The 15,761-nt window shown below is 65.4% G+C and carries 15 protein-coding genes; 10 read left to right on the forward strand and 5 right to left on the reverse strand.

What is annotated here, in order from left to right:
* The first annotated feature begins 132 nt into the window (after nt 1-132).
* Nucleotides 133-1,290 carry an isovaleryl-CoA dehydrogenase gene (locus ACE3T8_RS07180; protein WP_374608020.1) on the forward strand — a complete coding sequence of 386 codons (1,158 nt, stop codon included), beginning with the start codon at nt 133-135 and terminating at the stop codon, nt 1,288-1,290.
* A 196-nt stretch (nt 1,291-1,486) separates the two neighbouring features.
* Here ACE3T8_RS07180 and ACE3T8_RS07185 read toward each other — a convergent pair whose 3' ends face one another.
* Together ACE3T8_RS07185 and ACE3T8_RS07190 are read right to left on the reverse strand one after the other, a co-directional pair.
* Nucleotides 1,487-2,815 (reverse strand): S1 family peptidase, encoded by a 1,329-nt coding sequence (locus tag ACE3T8_RS07185; RefSeq protein WP_374608021.1) that lies wholly within the window; start codon nt 2,813-2,815, stop codon nt 1,487-1,489.
* Between the two features lie 76 nt (nt 2,816-2,891).
* Complete coding sequence (locus ACE3T8_RS07190; RefSeq protein WP_374608023.1) at nt 2,892-4,598, reverse strand: S8 family serine peptidase; 1,707 nt, start codon at nt 4,596-4,598, stop codon at nt 2,892-2,894.
* Between the two features lie 191 nt (nt 4,599-4,789).
* On the opposite strand from ACE3T8_RS07190, the gene ACE3T8_RS07195 reads away from it, so the two are divergent.
* The 6 genes from ACE3T8_RS07195 (at nt 4,790) to ACE3T8_RS07220 (ending at nt 9,828) form a co-directional block, all read left to right on the forward strand.
* Nucleotides 4,790-5,965 carry an acetyl-CoA C-acyltransferase gene (locus ACE3T8_RS07195; protein WP_374608025.1) on the forward strand — a complete coding sequence of 392 codons (1,176 nt, stop codon included), beginning with the start codon at nt 4,790-4,792 and terminating at the stop codon, nt 5,963-5,965.
* A gap of 140 nt (nt 5,966-6,105) precedes the next feature.
* On the forward strand, nt 6,106-6,462 hold the full coding sequence (locus ACE3T8_RS07200; RefSeq protein WP_374608027.1) for a hypothetical protein: 357 nt from the start codon (nt 6,106-6,108) through the stop codon (nt 6,460-6,462).
* A gap of 200 nt (nt 6,463-6,662) precedes the next feature.
* Nucleotides 6,663-7,040 carry a hypothetical protein gene (locus ACE3T8_RS07205; RefSeq protein WP_374608029.1) on the forward strand — a complete coding sequence of 126 codons (378 nt, stop codon included), beginning with the start codon at nt 6,663-6,665 and terminating at the stop codon, nt 7,038-7,040.
* A gap of 172 nt (nt 7,041-7,212) precedes the next feature.
* Entirely contained in the window at nt 7,213-8,823 is a 1,611-nt protein-coding gene (locus ACE3T8_RS07210) for a carboxyl transferase domain-containing protein (RefSeq protein WP_374608031.1), read from the forward strand.
* 118 nt (nt 8,824-8,941) lie between these two features.
* Complete coding sequence (locus ACE3T8_RS07215) at nt 8,942-9,475, forward strand: polymer-forming cytoskeletal protein (protein ID WP_374608032.1); 534 nt, start codon at nt 8,942-8,944, stop codon at nt 9,473-9,475.
* A complete protein-coding gene (locus tag ACE3T8_RS07220; protein WP_374608034.1) occupies nt 9,472-9,828 on the forward strand; it encodes a hypothetical protein in 357 nt (118 codons plus the stop codon). The genes ACE3T8_RS07215 and ACE3T8_RS07220 overlap by 4 nt, the downstream gene beginning before the upstream one ends.
* A 48-nt stretch (nt 9,829-9,876) precedes the next feature.
* On the opposite strand, the gene ACE3T8_RS07225 is transcribed toward ACE3T8_RS07220, so the two are convergent.
* The 3 genes from ACE3T8_RS07225 to ACE3T8_RS07235 are packed head-to-tail and all read right to left on the reverse strand — an operon-like array spanning nt 9,877 to nt 12,218.
* A complete protein-coding gene (locus tag ACE3T8_RS07225; protein WP_374608036.1) occupies nt 9,877-10,110 on the reverse strand; it encodes a DUF6587 family protein in 234 nt (77 codons plus the stop codon).
* Nucleotides 10,111-10,113: 3 nt separating this feature from the next.
* Nucleotides 10,114-11,973 (reverse strand): ferrous iron transporter B, encoded by a 1,860-nt coding sequence (locus ACE3T8_RS07230; RefSeq protein WP_374608038.1) that lies wholly within the window; start codon nt 11,971-11,973, stop codon nt 10,114-10,116.
* Complete coding sequence (locus ACE3T8_RS07235) at nt 11,970-12,218, reverse strand: ferrous iron transport protein A (protein WP_374608040.1); 249 nt, start codon at nt 12,216-12,218, stop codon at nt 11,970-11,972. Before ACE3T8_RS07235 ends, ACE3T8_RS07230 begins: the two co-directional genes overlap by 4 nt.
* Nucleotides 12,219-12,343: 125 nt before the next feature.
* Between ACE3T8_RS07235 and ACE3T8_RS07240 the strand changes: the two genes are divergently transcribed.
* Genes ACE3T8_RS07240 through ACE3T8_RS07250 form a run of 3 tightly spaced genes read left to right on the forward strand, consistent with a single transcriptional unit; the run spans nt 12,344 to nt 15,761 of the window.
* Complete coding sequence (locus ACE3T8_RS07240) at nt 12,344-13,129, forward strand: enoyl-CoA hydratase-related protein (protein ID WP_374608042.1); 786 nt, start codon at nt 12,344-12,346, stop codon at nt 13,127-13,129.
* Complete coding sequence (locus tag ACE3T8_RS07245) at nt 13,129-15,123, forward strand: biotin carboxylase N-terminal domain-containing protein (RefSeq protein WP_374608043.1); 1,995 nt, start codon at nt 13,129-13,131, stop codon at nt 15,121-15,123. Before ACE3T8_RS07240 ends, ACE3T8_RS07245 begins: the two co-directional genes overlap by 1 nt.
* Before the next feature lie 2 nt (nt 15,124-15,125).
* A complete protein-coding gene (locus ACE3T8_RS07250; protein WP_374608044.1) occupies nt 15,126-15,761 on the forward strand; it encodes a hypothetical protein in 636 nt (211 codons plus the stop codon).

Genomic DNA, 15,761 nt, shown 5'->3' on the forward strand with positions numbered 1-15,761 from the left:
GGCCAAGGGGAGAGTTCGTCGAACGCCCGGCTTGCCGGGCGTTTCCCGTTGGCGGGGCGATGGGCAACGGTGGCTGGTTACAATTGCAACCTTCGGCCCGCGCGTCAGGGCTACTATCCCCCAGAGGCCTCCATGCGTCCCTTTCCCCTCGGCGAAGACATCGATGCCCTGCGCGAGGCGGTCCGCCGTTTCGCCGATACCGAGATCGCGCCGCGCGCCGCGCAGATCGACGAAGACAATGCGTTCCCGCAGGACCTGTGGCCGAAGCTGGGCGAGATGGGCCTGCTCGGCATCACCGTGCCGGGCGAGTTCGGCGGCAGCGAGATGGGCTACCTCGCCCACCTGGTGGCGATGGAGGAAATCAGCCGCGCCTCGGGGTCGGTCGGCCTGAGCTACGGCGCGCATTCCAATCTCTGCGTCAACAATCTGTACGCCAACGGCAACGCCGGACAGCGCGCGAAATACCTGCCGAAACTCTGCAGCGGCGAATGGAAGGGTGCGCTGGCGATGAGCGAACCCGGTGCCGGTTCCGACGTGGTCGGCTCGATGTCCTGCCGCGCCGAACTGAAGAACGGCGTGTGGGTGGCCAACGGCAACAAGATGTGGATCACCAACGGCCCCGAGGCCGACGTGCTGATCGTCTACATGCGCACCGCCAGCCGCGAGCTGGGCAGCAAGTGCATGACCGCCTTCATCATCGAGAAGGGCATGAAGGGTTTTTCCACCGCGCAGAAGCTGGACAAGCTGGGCATGCGCGGCAGCAATACCTGCGAACTGGTGTTCGAGGACTGCGAGATCCCGGCGGAGAACGTGCTGGGCGACCTCAACAACGGCGTGCGCGTGCTGATGAGCGGCCTGAACACCGAACGCCTGGTGCTGAGCGGCGGCCCGATCGGGCTGATGCAGGCGGCAATGGACCTCGCCCTGCCCTACGTGCGCGAGCGTCGCCAGTTCGGCCAGGCGATCGGCACCTTCGGGATCATGCAGGCGAAGATCGCCGACATGTATACCGCGCTGCAGTCCAGCCGCGCCTTCGCCTACCAGGTCGCGCGCGACTACGACGCCGGCCACAAGAGCCGCATCGATGCCGCCAGCTGCCTGCTGCATGCATCGGAAGCGGCCGTGCAGGTCGCGCTGGAAGGCATCCAGGCGCTCGGCGGCAATGGCTACATCAACGAGTTCTCGGCCGGCCGCATCCTCCGCGACGCCAAGCTCTATGCGATCGGCGCCGGCACCAACGAGATCCGCCGCATGCTGATCGGCCGCGAGTTGTTCGCCGGCAACAGCTGACGCAGCCACCACGAACGAAAACGCCGCCCTCGGGCTAATGCCGGTCAGTTAAGGACTTGCATCCCGGCAAACCATGAAAAAAAGGAGCGCGAAATGCGCTCCTTTTGCCTTCTTGCCAACTGCAATCACTGCCGCTCAAGGCTTAACTGACTGGCATTAGCCCGAGGGCGGCGTTTTCGCTTTCTATCTCTTTGGATTATAAAGGTATAACGGGGGGCATAATGTAATGCAGCATTAAGTTATGTTGTTGTAGCACTGGCGCAATAGGCTGATAAAACGTTTTTAGATCAGCACCGCAGCTAAACCCAACCCGACCTGAAACTATCCCTTGCGCCGCAACACTCGAATTGGCAACACCCGCAGCCACAACACTGCCGCCAGAATCGCCCGGATAGCTGCAAAAATTAGCTAAAACCATGTTATTCACGCAGCCTTGTGGCACACATACATTATAATTGTAGGAAATAATTGCTCCACACCGCCATCCAGTTGTGGAGCCAGAACTGCAAACTTGAGCTCCGGCTGGCAATGGAGCCGTGGTTGAAAATCCATATGCCTTTACATAATCATATCGCCACATATCAACCAATCTACTTGTAGCCGCCCACATATTCTGAACTTCTATCAACCTGTAATCGGAGCCCGGGAATTTAGAATAGAATGTCGAACCTATGGTTTGAAGCCCAGAGGTGTAGTAAACATTGTTCATTAGAAACATATGCTCATATTTGTATGGCAACCCGCCATCTCCGCAATGCCCAGCAGTTAGAACATATTTTTTGCCAGTTGTAGTGTTCCAACCACTGAAAGCAATCGAGCATCTCCCTACCCCATACAACGGCGCGCCACCAATAATTGGAAAATAAAGGTGTGGGACCGTGTCTTGCCCGCCAAACCCACCGCCGCTCCCAGCAGGGCTACTCGCAATAGGCCCTCCGACTACTGGGCCGCCTATCACAGGGCCACCTACTCCACCCCCACCTGGACCATCATCTACAGGGTCATCTGGGGGAAGTAATGCGGGTGCGATTCTATTTATTTCGATACGAAACGGAGCCCCCGCTCGCGCCGCCCATGCAGAAACTGCATTGGAGCGATATTTACCGTCCAACACTCCAAGAACGACCTGATTTTCCTCTATATCTATATGCCAACTTACCAAACCCGCCGGTCTTTTATTTGCAGACCTATTCAGCTGATCAATGGCTGACTTCAAGCGAGCCTCATTAACATCTACCTTAACTGGGACAACTCCATTTGCTAAAGCGAGACGAGATAAACGAGCGTCAGTCACGCCAACGACTAAACTTCCCGTCTCTCGATCAATCCAGACACCGCCGAAATCTTCCTTCAATGTACTTCGCATTAAAATTTCAGTGTCCGTGATTTCTTTCGGACTGCTATTTTTTGTAATTTGCCTAACCTGAGAGAATGTTGAATTCGAACAAAGCAAGAAAGCGCATGCTAATAGATACCCTATCCTATTCATAATAGTCTCCTCTTTTTGACTATCGCCCAAATCCATCTTCCCCTGTTTAGAGTTAGATCCCTGATTCAAATCAAACTACAGAATTGCATTCCTTATAAGTTTGACGTGCCGGTCACGCCCCCTTAGCGTTGAGCAGAATTTCCTTCGACGTGATTGTGTATACCAGACTCACGCCAAGTATGGACATCTGCTCATCAAGGGTCGCAGTACCGGTCACCCGCAGGCTGCTGCCCAGCCACACACCGAAATTGCCGGTCGAGGACTGCAGGAAATTCCCGCTGATGCTGGCCGGGCTGCTGGCACCACTGTAGAAGCGCCCGCTGTTGGAGACGTTGCCGCCGAACACCCCGCTGCCCCAGACGGTGGCACCGTTGGCGATGCTGAGGTTGGAGCGCAAGCCCTTGCGCACGTCCAGGCCGCCGGCATCGACGCGGGTTGCACCGGTGAAGTTGCCGGCCTCGGCCAGGGTCAAGGTGCCGCTGCCGCCCTTGACGAGGCCGCCGCTGCCGATGATCGGGTTGCGCCACACCGAGTTGCCGGTGAACGACACGCTGACGTCGCCCCAGGCGAAATTGGCGGGGCCGTTGACCGCCTTGCCCACGTCCAGCAAACCCCAGCCAAATACTTGGTCTACACCGGGAGTGCCGATGTCTTTTGCGGTCCCGAGGATCGTCTGTCGCACCAGGTCATTGTTGAAGTACGGGAACATCGACCACACGGCGGCGGCGGCACCCGACACCAGTGGTGCGGCAAAGGAAGTGCCCTGCACCCGATAGACCTTGTCGTCATCGGTGGTCTGGTCGTTGCCATCCGGGGGCGAAGCACCGACGACATACACAGATCCCGGTGCGGACAAGCAGTAATTCATCGAACGACCGCAATACTGCGAGAACGGCAGCAGTTGCGTCGGGTTGTCCGGGTCGAGTGCCGCGACCGTCAGCCAGCCACGTTCCAGACCGAATGACGGTGCAAGTGTGGGCAACGATGAGGTATCGGACGGATCGGCGCGATAACGATCGTCACGTCCATAGTTGCCATTGGCGAAGACGATCAAGCCGTTTCTATTGAGGATGAAATCGGTGTAGCCAGCCGCCATCGCCGCAGCACCTGACGCATCGTCTTCAAAATAAACACCGCCCCAGGAGTTGTTGATGACCCGCGCGCCATGCGCATGCAGATCTGCATGAACGTCATCGAGGAACGCCGCGAACCCGCTCGCGTCCGCCGTACTGACCTCATTGCCTTGGCCCGACCCGTCATCTGGCGGCGACACATCGGAGAGAAAGCGCCCGGACACGATGGTGGCTGCCGGCGCTACACCGCCCGGCCATCGCCCCACCGCCGATCCAGCCGCAGTCAGCGCCACCCACGTGCCGTGCTCCTTCACATAATCCACATTGGGGTTGTTCGGCGGGGAGTTCAGGTAGAACTCGTTGTAGGTGACACGCGGGCTGAGCTGCGGATGATTCCGACGCACGCCCGTGTCTAGGATCCCGATACCGACGCCGGCACCTCTTGCGCCCGCAGCTAGGGATGCACCGGCATTGATCACCCGCATCTGCACGCCCAACTGCGCATCGAAACCAAGAGGTGCCGGCAATGTCGTGAGGGCTGGCGGATTCACCACGATCCCGCTGTCGTTCGCCACCGTCGGCGTGAAGTCCAGCCCGTTGCCGCCTGGCGTGGTCGGCGGCGTGGGCGTGCTGGGCCGCACGTTGCCGCCGCCACCGCAGGCCGCCAGGGCCAGCGCGATTGCGCACGGCAGGAAGGCGGGCGCCAGCTGGCGCCCGCGGAGAATGGTGTCGTGTTCGGAATTCATGGTCGTTCCCGAGGTGCGCCGCCGGCCCCTCGCCGACGCCATGCGCCCTGCGGGGGTTGTATGCCCGACACGCCAATTGCGCAACGCCGGAAATCTGAATCGGCCACGGATGCGGCAGCGCAGCATGACCCGCGATTTCGCGCCATAATCGGGCATTCGACCCAAGCGGCCATCCGGCCCGGAGCCCCCCCATGAGCGACGTCGTCATCGTCGGTGCCAAGCGCACCGCCATCGGTTCCTTCCTCGGCCAGTTCACCGGCGTGCCTACGCCGACGCTTGGCACGGCCGCGATCCAGGGCGCGCTGGCGCAGGCCGGCATCGCCGCCGACACCATCGACGAAGTCATCATGGGCTGCGTGCTGCCCGCCGGCCTGGGCCAGGCCCCGGCGCGGCAGGCCTCGCGCGCCGCCGGCATCCCCGACGCCGCCGGCTGCACCACCATCAACAAGGTCTGCGGCTCCGGCATGAAGGCGGTGATGCTGGCCCACGACCTCATCAAGGCCGGCTCCGCGCAGGCCGTCATCGCAGGCGGCATGGAATCGATGACCAATGCCCCGCACCTGCTCAATGGATCGCGCACCGGCATCCGCTTCGGCAATGGCGAGCTGGTCGACCACATGGCGTGGGACGGCCTGACCAATCCCGATGACGGCAAGGCGATGGGCGTGTTCGGCGATGCCGCCTGCGCCAAGTACGGCTACGACCGCGCTGCGGTCGACGCCTACGCCGCCGAGAGCGTGAGGCGGGCCCAAGCCGCACAGGCGAGCGGCGCGTTCGCCGGCGAGATCGCCGCGGTCACCGTCAAGACCCGCAAGGGCGAGGTGGTGGTCGACAAGGACGAGGAGCCGGGCAAGATCGACCCGTCGAAGATCCCGGACCTGCGCGCGGCCTTCGGCAAGGACGGCGTGCTGACCGCGGCGTCATCCTCCAAGATTTCCGATGGTGCCGCCGCGCTGGTGGTGATGTCGGCGGAGGCCGCTTCGGCCGCTGGCGCGAAGCCATTGGCCCGCATCGTCGCCCATGCCACCCACGCGCAGGCCCCCGAATGGTTCACCACCGCACCGGTGACCGCGCTGCAGAACGTGCTGGCCAAGGCTGGCTGGTCGGTCGCCGACGTGGACCTCTTCGAAGTCAACGAAGCCTTCGCCTGCGTGGCGATGGCACCGATGAGCGACCTCGGCATCGCGCACGACAAGCTGAACGTCAATGGCGGGGCGCTCGCCCTGGGCCATCCGATCGGTGCATCCGGCGCGCGCCTGCTGGTCACTTTGCTGAATGCGCTGCAGGCGCGTGGCGGCAAGCGTGGCGTGGCCTCGCTGTGCATCGGCGGTGGCGAAGCCGTGGCCTTGGCGGTCGAGCTGATGTGAAAGTCCCGTTAGGCGGTGAACGGTCGATTCAAAAAAAACCGGCCAACCGCTTGACACGCGACATCGGCTTGTCATCATGTTACCGGCGCGCAGTGTGCGCGTTCTCCAAACACCCTATTCATAGACGAGGAATACGCATCATGTCGATCAACAAGCTGCTGCTGGCGATGGCTCTGGGCCTGGCCCTGACCGCCTGCACCAACAAGGACCAGGCTGCCGAGGCGACTGCCGAAGCCAATGAAGCCGCCGTGGACGCGCAGGCCTCGGCCGACGCTGCTGCCGCCACCGGCGACGCCGCTGCTGCCGACGCTGCCCAGGCCGCTGCCGATACCGCCGCCGCCGCCGCCGACGCCGCTGCGACCGCCGCTTCGGCTGAAGCCAGCACCACCGCGGGTTCGGGCGACGCTGCCGACGCTGCGATGGACGCCGCGGATTCGGCCGAGCAGGCTGCTGCCGCCGCTGAGAACGCGGCTGCTTCGGCTGAAGAGAAGAAGTAATCGGGCTGGCGAGGCAACTCGCCGGAACGTTACTGTAGTATCGGAGAAGCCGTCGGTACGCCGACGGCTTTTTCATGTGCCCTACACAGGGCGACACGTCACTATCGCAATACCCGCTGGCTGGGGCCGGATGCTTCGGCACACTGGCGTTGCCTGATCCGTGACACCGCAACTTTCAGACAACTCCCTAGGAGAGAACCATGAACACCAAGCTCTATGTGCTCCTCGCCGCCGGCGCGCTCGCCCTGACCGCCTGCAACTCGCCGACCGCCGACCAGAAGGCCGATGAAGCCGCCGCGCAGGCCGAAGTGGCCGGCGATCAGGCTGCCGCCGCCGCCGAGGCCGCTGGCGATGCCGCCGTCGCTGGTGCTGAAGCTGCCGGTGCCGCCACCGCTGCCGCCGCCGGCGCCGCCGCTGCGACGGTCGATGCCGCCGTCGATCCGGTGCAGGCTGCGTACGAAGAAGGCAAGGCCAATGCGGCCGACGCCGTCGGCGACGCCGCCCAAAACGTCGCTGAAAGCATGAAGAAGGAAGAAGCCGAGGCCAAGGCCACGGCGACTGCCGAAAAGAAGGACTGAGTTCTTTTCGGTTTGTTCCAGAAGGAGCCCGCTTCGGCGGGCTTTTTCTTTGTTCGGCGGCTGACTTCGGCGATGCGTTGTCGTGAGAGCACGCACGGTGTGGTCCGGCATGGCCGAAGCGTATCGTCGCGAGCAGGTATCCTTGCACGCTGACCGCACCGACCGTCCACGAATGCCCGCGCTGACTTCGCAGATCGACACCCGCTCGCAGGATTTCACCGACAACGTCGCCTTCCATCGCGAACTGGTCGATGAACTCGATCGTCGACTCGCTCGCGCCGCGGACGGCGGTGGCGAGAAGGCCCGCGCGAAGCACACCGAGCGCGGCAAGCTGCTGCCGCGCGAACGCATTGACGCCCTGCTCGATCCCGGTGCACCGTTCCTGGAAATCGCCCCACTGGCCGCGGAAGGCATGTACGACGATGCCGCACCCGCCGCCGGCATGGTCTGCGGCATCGGCCGGGTGATGGGACAGGACGTGGTGATCGTGGCCAACGACGCCACGGTCAAGGGCGGCACCTACTTCCCGATGACGGTGAAGAAGCACCTGCGCGCGCAGGAAATCGCCCGCGAGAACCGCTTGCCCTGCATCTACCTGGTCGATTCCGGCGGCGCGTTCTTGCCGCTGCAGGACGAGGTGTTCCCGGATCGCGAGCACTTTGGCCGGATCTTCTACAACCAGGCACGGCTGAGCGCGGAGAACATCCCGCAGATCGCAGTGGTGATGGGCTCCTGCACGGCCGGCGGCGCCTACGTGCCTGCGATGTGCGACGAGTCGATCATCGTCAAGGAACAGGGCACGATCTTCCTCGGCGGTCCGCCGCTGGTGAAGGCCGCCACCGGCGAAGTGGTGGATGCCGAAACCCTCGGCGGCGCCGACGTCCACACCAGCATGTCCGGCGTGGCCGACCATTTCGCCGAGGACGACCGCCACGCGCTGGAGATCGCCCGTGGCATCGTCGGCACGCTGAATCGCCGCAAGGTGTTGCCGGTCGCCATCCAGCCATCGCGCGAACCGCTGTTCGCCGCCGAGGAGCTGTACGGCATCGTGCCGAAGGACGCGCGCCGGCCGTTCGACATCCGCGAGGTCATCGCGCGCGTGGTCGATGGCAGCGACTTCCAGGAATTCAAGGCGCGCTACGGCAAGACCCTGGTGACCGGCTTCGCCCACCTGCACGGCTACCCTGTCGGGATCGTCGCCAACAACGGGATCCTGTTCGCCGAGTCCGCGCTGAAGGGCGCGCACTTCATCGAACTGTGCAACCAGCGCGGCATCCCGCTGGTGTTCCTGCAGAACATCACCGGCTTCATGGTCGGCAGGAAATACGAGCAGGCCGGCATCGCCAAGGACGGCGCCAAGATGGTGACCGCGGTGGCGTGTTCGCACGTGCCGAAGTTCACCGTGGTGATCGGCGGCAGCTTCGGCGCGGGCAACTATGCGATGTGTGGCCGCGCGTACGGCGCGCGCTTCCTGTGGATGTGGCCAAACGCGCGCATCAGCGTGATGGGCGGCGAACAGGCGGCATCGGTGCTGGCCACGGTGAAGCGCGACGGCATCGAACTCAAGGGCGGCACCTGGAGCGCCGAGGACGAAGACACCTTCAAGGCGCCGATCCGAGAGCAGTACGAAACCCAGGGCAATCCGTACTACGCCAGTGCGCGACTGTGGGACGACGGCATCATCGACCCCGCCGACACCCGCCGGGTGCTGGGACTGGGCCTGTCGGCATCGCTCAACGCCCCCATTGAAGAACGCACGCGCTTCGGCGTGTTCCGGATGTAGCCGAAGCTGTGACTTCCATCGCGCTCAGGGACTTGCGCCAGCTTCCTCCCGTATTCATGCAGGAAATCGCCGCAAATCGGTGATAGCCTCGACGGCCACCCCCGTGGAGTCACGTTCGATGGCTATCTGGAAAGACCCGACCCCGGCCGCCAAGGCCAATGAACCCTCCCGTTTCGACCTGGCCTCGCCGGCACCGGCACCCGCCGCGACGCCCGAGCCGATGGCGCCGGCACCCGCAGCGCCCGCGCCGATCCGTGCGGTCGACAATGGTGCCGCGGCCCGCGAATCTGTGATCGCCGCCGACCTCACCATCGAAGGCAAGATCGAAGGCAGCGGCCACGTCCGCATCGCCGGCAAGTTCAAGGGCGACGTCAAGGTGCAGGGCAACCTCACCATCGAACCGGGCGCCAAGGTGTCGGGCGGCGTGGCGGCGAACAAGGTCACCCTGGCCGGCGAACTCGACGGCAACATCCATTCCGCCCAGCAGGTCGAATTGCAGCAGAGCGGCGTGATCAACGGCGACCTCAAGGCCGGCACCCTGACCGTCGCGGCGGGCTCGCGGATCCGCGGCCATGTCGAGTGCGGCTGGGACAAGGACGGCAAGTCGGTCGCTGCCAAGCCCGAGAAGACGGAGAGCGCCGGCGCCGCATGAGCGCCGTTCGCCCGGGCACGGCAGGTGCGACCCGCACCTGCCCCCACTGCAAGGCCACGATCCTGGAAAGCTCGTCGGTCTGTCCGGCCTGCCGCGGGCATCTGAAATTCGATGCCCCGGCCAGCGACGCCGCCCAGCGTTTCGTGCCCCTGAAAGTGGAAGGCACGGTGAGTGCGCCGGATGACGGCGCATTCGAGTACTCGATGGTGGTCGTCATCCGCAACGAACGCGGCGAGGAAATCGGCCGCCATGTTGCCGGCGTGGGCGCGGTCTTCCCCGGTGAATCGCGCAGCTTCGAAGTCAGCGTGGAAGCGGTGCCGGCAGCGCCGGGCAAGCGCCGGCTGAAGCACTGAGCGGATCCTGCCCGTGGTTCCCGCGAAAGCCGGAATGAAGGCGCGAAATCAGTCGCAGCTGTCGCAACCACCGCAGCCGTTGCCGCCTCCGCGCGGCAGCGGCGCGATGCGCCGACCCAGTCCCTTCATCCAGCCAGGCATGCCCTCGCGCAGCATCGGCAATGCCATCGCGATGCGCAGTTTGCGGGTGGCCGTCGGGAACTGCGAGCGCATCACGATCGCCAGGCTGGCGATCACCGCCACTGCGATGACCGCGTATTGCGCGAGCAGGCCGGCGTCCATCGCTCAACCGCCGCCCAGCGCCACCGCGACCCGGTAGGTCACGAACGAGGCGAGATAGGCCAGCACGAACAGGTAGCCGGCGGCCATCGCCATTGTCTTCCACGAGCCGGTTTCGCGCTTGATCGCGGCCCATGTGGCCAGGCATTGCGGTGCGTAGATGAACCACACCAGCAACGAGAGGCCGGTGGCCAGCGACCAGCCATTGGTGATCAGCGGGGTCAAGGCCTGCGCGGCGGCCTCGTCGTCGACCGCGGACAGCGCGTAGACCGTGGCCAATGAGGACACCGCGACCTCGCGCGCCGCCAGCCCCGGGATCAGCGCGATGCAGATCTGCCAGTTGAAGCCCAGTGGCGCGAACACTGCGGTCATCGCATGGCCGATGCGCCCGGCGAAGCTGTAGTCGATCGCCGGCATCGTGGCGTCCACCGGCGCGGCCGGGAAGGTCAACAGGACCCACAGCAACACGGTCAGCGCGAAGATGATCCCGCCCACGCGCTTGAGGAAGATGAGCGCGCGTTCCCACAGGCCGATCAGCACGTCGCGCGGGTTCGGCAGGCGATACGAAGGCAATTCCAGCATCAGGGGATGCTCGCCCTTGTCGCGGCGCCACTTCTTCATCACCCACGACACCGCCAGCGCGCTGAAGATGCCAGCCATGTACAGCGCGAACAGCACCAGGCCCTGCAGGTTGATGCCGCCCCAGACCTCGCGTGACGGAATGAAGGCACCGATCAGCAAGGCATACACCGGCAGGCGGGCCGAACAGGTCATCAGCGGCGCAACCAGGATTGTGGCAAGTCGATCGCGCGGATCCTGGATACTGCGGGTGGCCATGATCCCGGGGATCGCGCAGGCGAAACTGGACAGCAGCGGGATGAAACTGCGCCCGGACAAGCCGGCACCGGCCATCATCCGGTCCAGCAGGAAGGCGGCGCGCGGCAGGTAACCGGATTCCTCAAGCGCCAGGATGAAGGCGAACAAGACCAGGATCTGCGGCAGGAAGACGATCACCCCGCCAAGTCCCGCGATGATGCCGTCCACGACCAGGCTATTGAGCGGGCCTTCCGGCAGCACGCCGCCCGCCCACGCACCCAGCGCCGCGGTGCCGGCTTCGATCAGGTCCATCAGCGGCGTGGCCCAGGCATACACCGCCTGGAAGATCAGGAACATCACCACCGCCAGGGTCAGCAACCCGAACAGCGGATGCAGCAGCCAGCGGTCGAGCGCATCGTCGATCTTCGCGGTGCGTTCCGGCATGCGCACGGCGGCCACGAGCAGGCGACGGGTTTCGGCGTGCAGGTCGGTGCCTTCGGGCAACGCGTCCACGACCGCGTGCGGATGCGCGACCAAGGCATCGAGTCTCGCGAGAAGGGTGTCGGCGCCACCCCGACGCACGGCCACGGTTTCGACCACCGGCACGCCCAGTTCGCGCTGCAATGCGGCCACGTCGATGTCGATGCCGCGCTTCTTCGCCGCATCGGCCATGTTCAGCGCGACCAGCATCGGCTTGCCCAGCGCGCGCAACTCCAGCACGAAGCGCAGGTGCAGGCGCAGGTTGGTGGCATCGACCACGCAGACCAGCACGTCCGGCGCGGCCTCGCCGGGGTAGAAGCCGCGGATCAGGTCGCGGGTGACGGCTTCATCCAGACTCGCCGCGTTGAGGCTGTATGCGCCCGGCAGGTCGAGCACGGCGTAGTGCTTGCCGGACGGGGCATGCAGGCGGCCTTCCTTGCGCTCGACGGTGACGCCGGCGTAGTTGGCGACTTTCTGCCGGCTGCCGGTGAGCAGGTTGAACAGCGCGGTCTTGCCGCAGTTCGGATTGCCGACCAGGGCGATGCGCGGGGTCGCGGCGGCAGCGTTCATGCCAAGGCTCCACTCGCGCGCAGGCGCACGCGCCCGGCTTCGGCGCGACGCAGCGCGAAGCGGGTGAAGCCGACCTGCACCAGCAACGGCTCGGCACCGATCGGGCCGGCGGCGACCACCTCCACTTCTTCCCCTGAGACGAAGCCGAGTTCGCGCAGGCGGCGGGCAATCGGGTCGTTCGGGGTGCGCTCTTCGACGGTGTCGACGATGGCGGGCGTGCGCCTGGTGAGTTCGGTCAGGGTCATCGGTGGCGCCGGCTTGATTCAAATGGGAATTGTTCTCGATTGTAGCATCGCGCCCTGCCCGCCGGACTGGCCCGCGGCGCCGGTTATCATGCGCATTCACCCGCGCCAGGCCTGCCGGAACCCGCATGAGCGAACCCTTGCAACTGCACCGCGACGGGCCAGTCGCCCGCCTGCGGATGACCCGCGCGGAGGTGCACAACGCCTTCGATGCCGCACTGATCGCCGGCCTGACCGCGGCATTGGACGAGGTCGCCGCCGACGCCGACGTGCGCGTGCTGGTGCTGGAGGCCGAGGGCGCCTCCTTCTCCGCCGGTGCGGACCTCCACTGGATGCGCGGCATGGCCGCCGCCAGCGAGGCCGAGAACCGCACCGATTCGCTCGCCCTCGCCCGCCTGATGCGCACGCTGGACGAGTTGCCCAAACCGACCATCGCTGCGGTACAGGGCTCCGCCTTCGGCGGCGGCGTGGGCCTGGTCGCGTGTTGCGACATCGCCATCGCCGCGCGCGGCGCGAAGTTCGGCCTGACCGAAAGCAGGCTCGGGCTATTGCCTGCGGTGATTTCGCCCTACGTGATCGCCGCGATCGGCGCGCGCAATGCACGGCGCTACTTCGCGACTGCAGAACTCTTCGACACGGAGGAAGCCCTGCGCATCGGCCTTCTGCACGACGTGGTCAACCCGACCGCACTCGACACCGCCGTGCAGCGACAGATCGACCTGCTGCTGAAGGCCGGCCCGATCGCCAGCGCCAGCGCGAAGGGCCTGATTCGCGATGTTTGCGCGCATGCGGATGGTGCGAAGCATGACGCCGACAACGCCAGCCTGATCGCCCGCCTGCGGGTTTCGCCGGAGGGCCAGGAAGGCCTGTCCGCCTTCCTCGACAAGCGCAAGCCGCGCTGGGTGCAAGACTGATGTTCCACACCATCCTCATCGCCAACCGCGGCGAGATCGCCTGCCGGGTGATCCGCACCGCGCGCAAGCTCGGCATCCGCACCGTCGCGGTGTTCTCCGACGCCGATGCCGACGCCCAGCACGTGCGCCTGGCCGACGAAGCGCACCACATCGGCGGCGCGCGCCCGCAGGACAGCTACCTGCGCGGCGACGCGATCATCGAGGTGGCGAAGAAGAGCGGCGCGCAGGCGATCCATCCCGGCTACGGCTTCCTGTCCGAGAACGCGGATTTCGCCGATGCGGTGCTGGCCGCCGGGATCGCCTTCATCGGTCCGTCCGGCACGTCGATGCGCAAGATGGGCAGCAAGGCCGGCGCCAAGGACCTGATGGCCGCAGCCGGCGTGCCGGTGGTGCCGGGTTACACCGGCGAAGAACAGTCGCCCGACCTGCTGCTGCGCGAGGCCGATGCAATCGGCTACCCGCTGATGATCAAGGCCGCGCATGGCGGCGGCGGCAAGGGCATGCGCATCGTTCGCGCACATGACGAGTTCCTCGCGAATCTCGAAAGCTGCCAGCGCGAGGCACGCAACGCCTTTGGCCGCGACCGGGTGCTGCTGGAACGCTACATCGAACATCCGCGCCACATCGAGATCCAGGTGTTCGGCGATGCGCACGGCGGCGCGATCCACCTCAACGAACGCGAATGCTCGGCGCAGCGTCGCTACCAGAAGGTCCTGGAGGAATCGCCCTCGGTGTTCCTCACACCGGAGTTGCGTGCGCGGATGGGTGCGGCCGCGGTGCAGGCTGCGCATGCGATCGACTATGCGAATGCCGGGACGGTGGAATTCATCGTGGGGGCCGATGGCGGCTTCTACTTCATGGAAATCAACACCCGCCTGCAGGTCGAGCATCCGGTCACCGAGGAAGTCACCGGACTGGACCTGGTCGAATGGCAGTTGCGCATCGCCGCTGGCGAAAGGCTCCCGCTGGCGCAGGAACAGATCCGGCAGCACGGCCACGCCATCGAAGTCCGACTTTATGCGGAAGATCCGGATGCCGGCTTCCTGCCCGGCTCCGGCACGTTGCAGACGCTGCGACTGCCGGCGGCCTCGCGCAACGTGCGCATCGATTCCGGCGTGGTCGAAGGCGACACGGTGACGATCTTCTACGACCCGATGATCGCCAAGCTGATCACTTGGGACGTGGATCGTCCGCGCGCCCTGGCACGCCTGCGTGAGGCGCTGGCGGCCTGCGAAATCGCCGGCCCGAAATCCAACATCGCGTTCCTCGAGCGGCTCGCGCGGCATCCGGCCGTCGTCGGCGGCAGCATCGACACCGGCTACCTGGATCGCCACCTCGACGAATTCCTCACGCCTGCAGAGACGGATCGCGTGTTGCTGCTCGCCGCGGCGACCACCCGCCTGCTGGCGCAGGAAGCGGATGCGCGATCTGCAGCCGCGAGCAGCAGCGATCCGGGTTCGCCGTGGGCGATCGCCGATGGCTGGCGGCTGGGTCATGGCGGCAGCCGGCGGCTGGCGTTCGCGGACGGTGCGGCGCGGATCGAACTGGTCGCGCGTGGGCACGGTGGCGACTACGCGATCGACCTGGACGGCACGTCGCACGCGATCTCCGGCGCTCGGATCGAAGGCGACGCACTGAGCGCACGCATCGACGGCGGCATGCATCGCTTCCATGCGCTGTCCGAGGGCGATGACGTACTGGTCCACGATGGCCGGCAACGCCTGCGCCTGCGCGCCGAGGCGGTGTATCGTCGCGAAGGCGGCGACGCCGGCAGCGCCGAACACCGCATCCGTGCACCGATGCCGGGCCGCGTGGTGGTGGTGCAGAAACAGCCGGGCGACGCGGTAGCCGCGGGGGACGTGGTGCTGGTGATCGAGGCGATGAAGATGGAACTGGCGCTCAAGGCACCGCGCGATGGCGTGCTGGCCGAGCTGCGCGCGCAGGCCGGCGACTTCGTCGAGGGCGATGCGGTACTGGCCACGCTGGAGCAATGACGATGCATCGAACCGCCTGCCTGGCCTTGCTGCTGCTGTCGCTGTGCCTCGGCGGCTGTTCGACGACGGTGTTCCAGTCCCTGCCCACCGGCACCACGACCGACTGCGACCCGGCCTGGCCCGGCCGCTGGGAGCCGGTCGCCAGCGCCGACGACGACATGAAACCGCAAGGCATCGTGGAGATCGCCGCCGACTGCCGGAGCGCGACCACCAAGGGCGAACGCAAGCCGATCCGCCTGACCCTGGTCGACACCCGCGCGGGCCAGTACCTGCAACTGCACAACGACTCCGGCAAGCCGGACTGCATCGGCCCGGGCAACACGCGCTGCGGCGCTGCGCTGCTGCGCTACGAACGCGACGGCGACACGATGCGCCTGTACGACCCCGACCATGCGTGGATCGCGGCAGCCATCAAGGCGAAGAAGATCGACGGGTACACCGTGCGACCCGATACCAAGGGCCTGAAGACGAAGGAACCGACGTACAACAACTTCATCGCCGGCGATGGCAAGCGCATCGCCAGGTTGCTGCGCAAGTATCCGGAATTGTTCGTGCGCGAACCGCTGATGGTGCTGCGCCGCGTCCCTGTCGATGCGGCATCGGCCGAACCCGCAGCACCGGCAAGCGAGGGCAACTGA

It is taken from the genome of Thermomonas sp., assembly GCF_041919455.1.
In the GTDB taxonomy this organism is placed as follows: Bacteria; Pseudomonadota; Gammaproteobacteria; order Xanthomonadales; family Xanthomonadaceae; genus Thermomonas.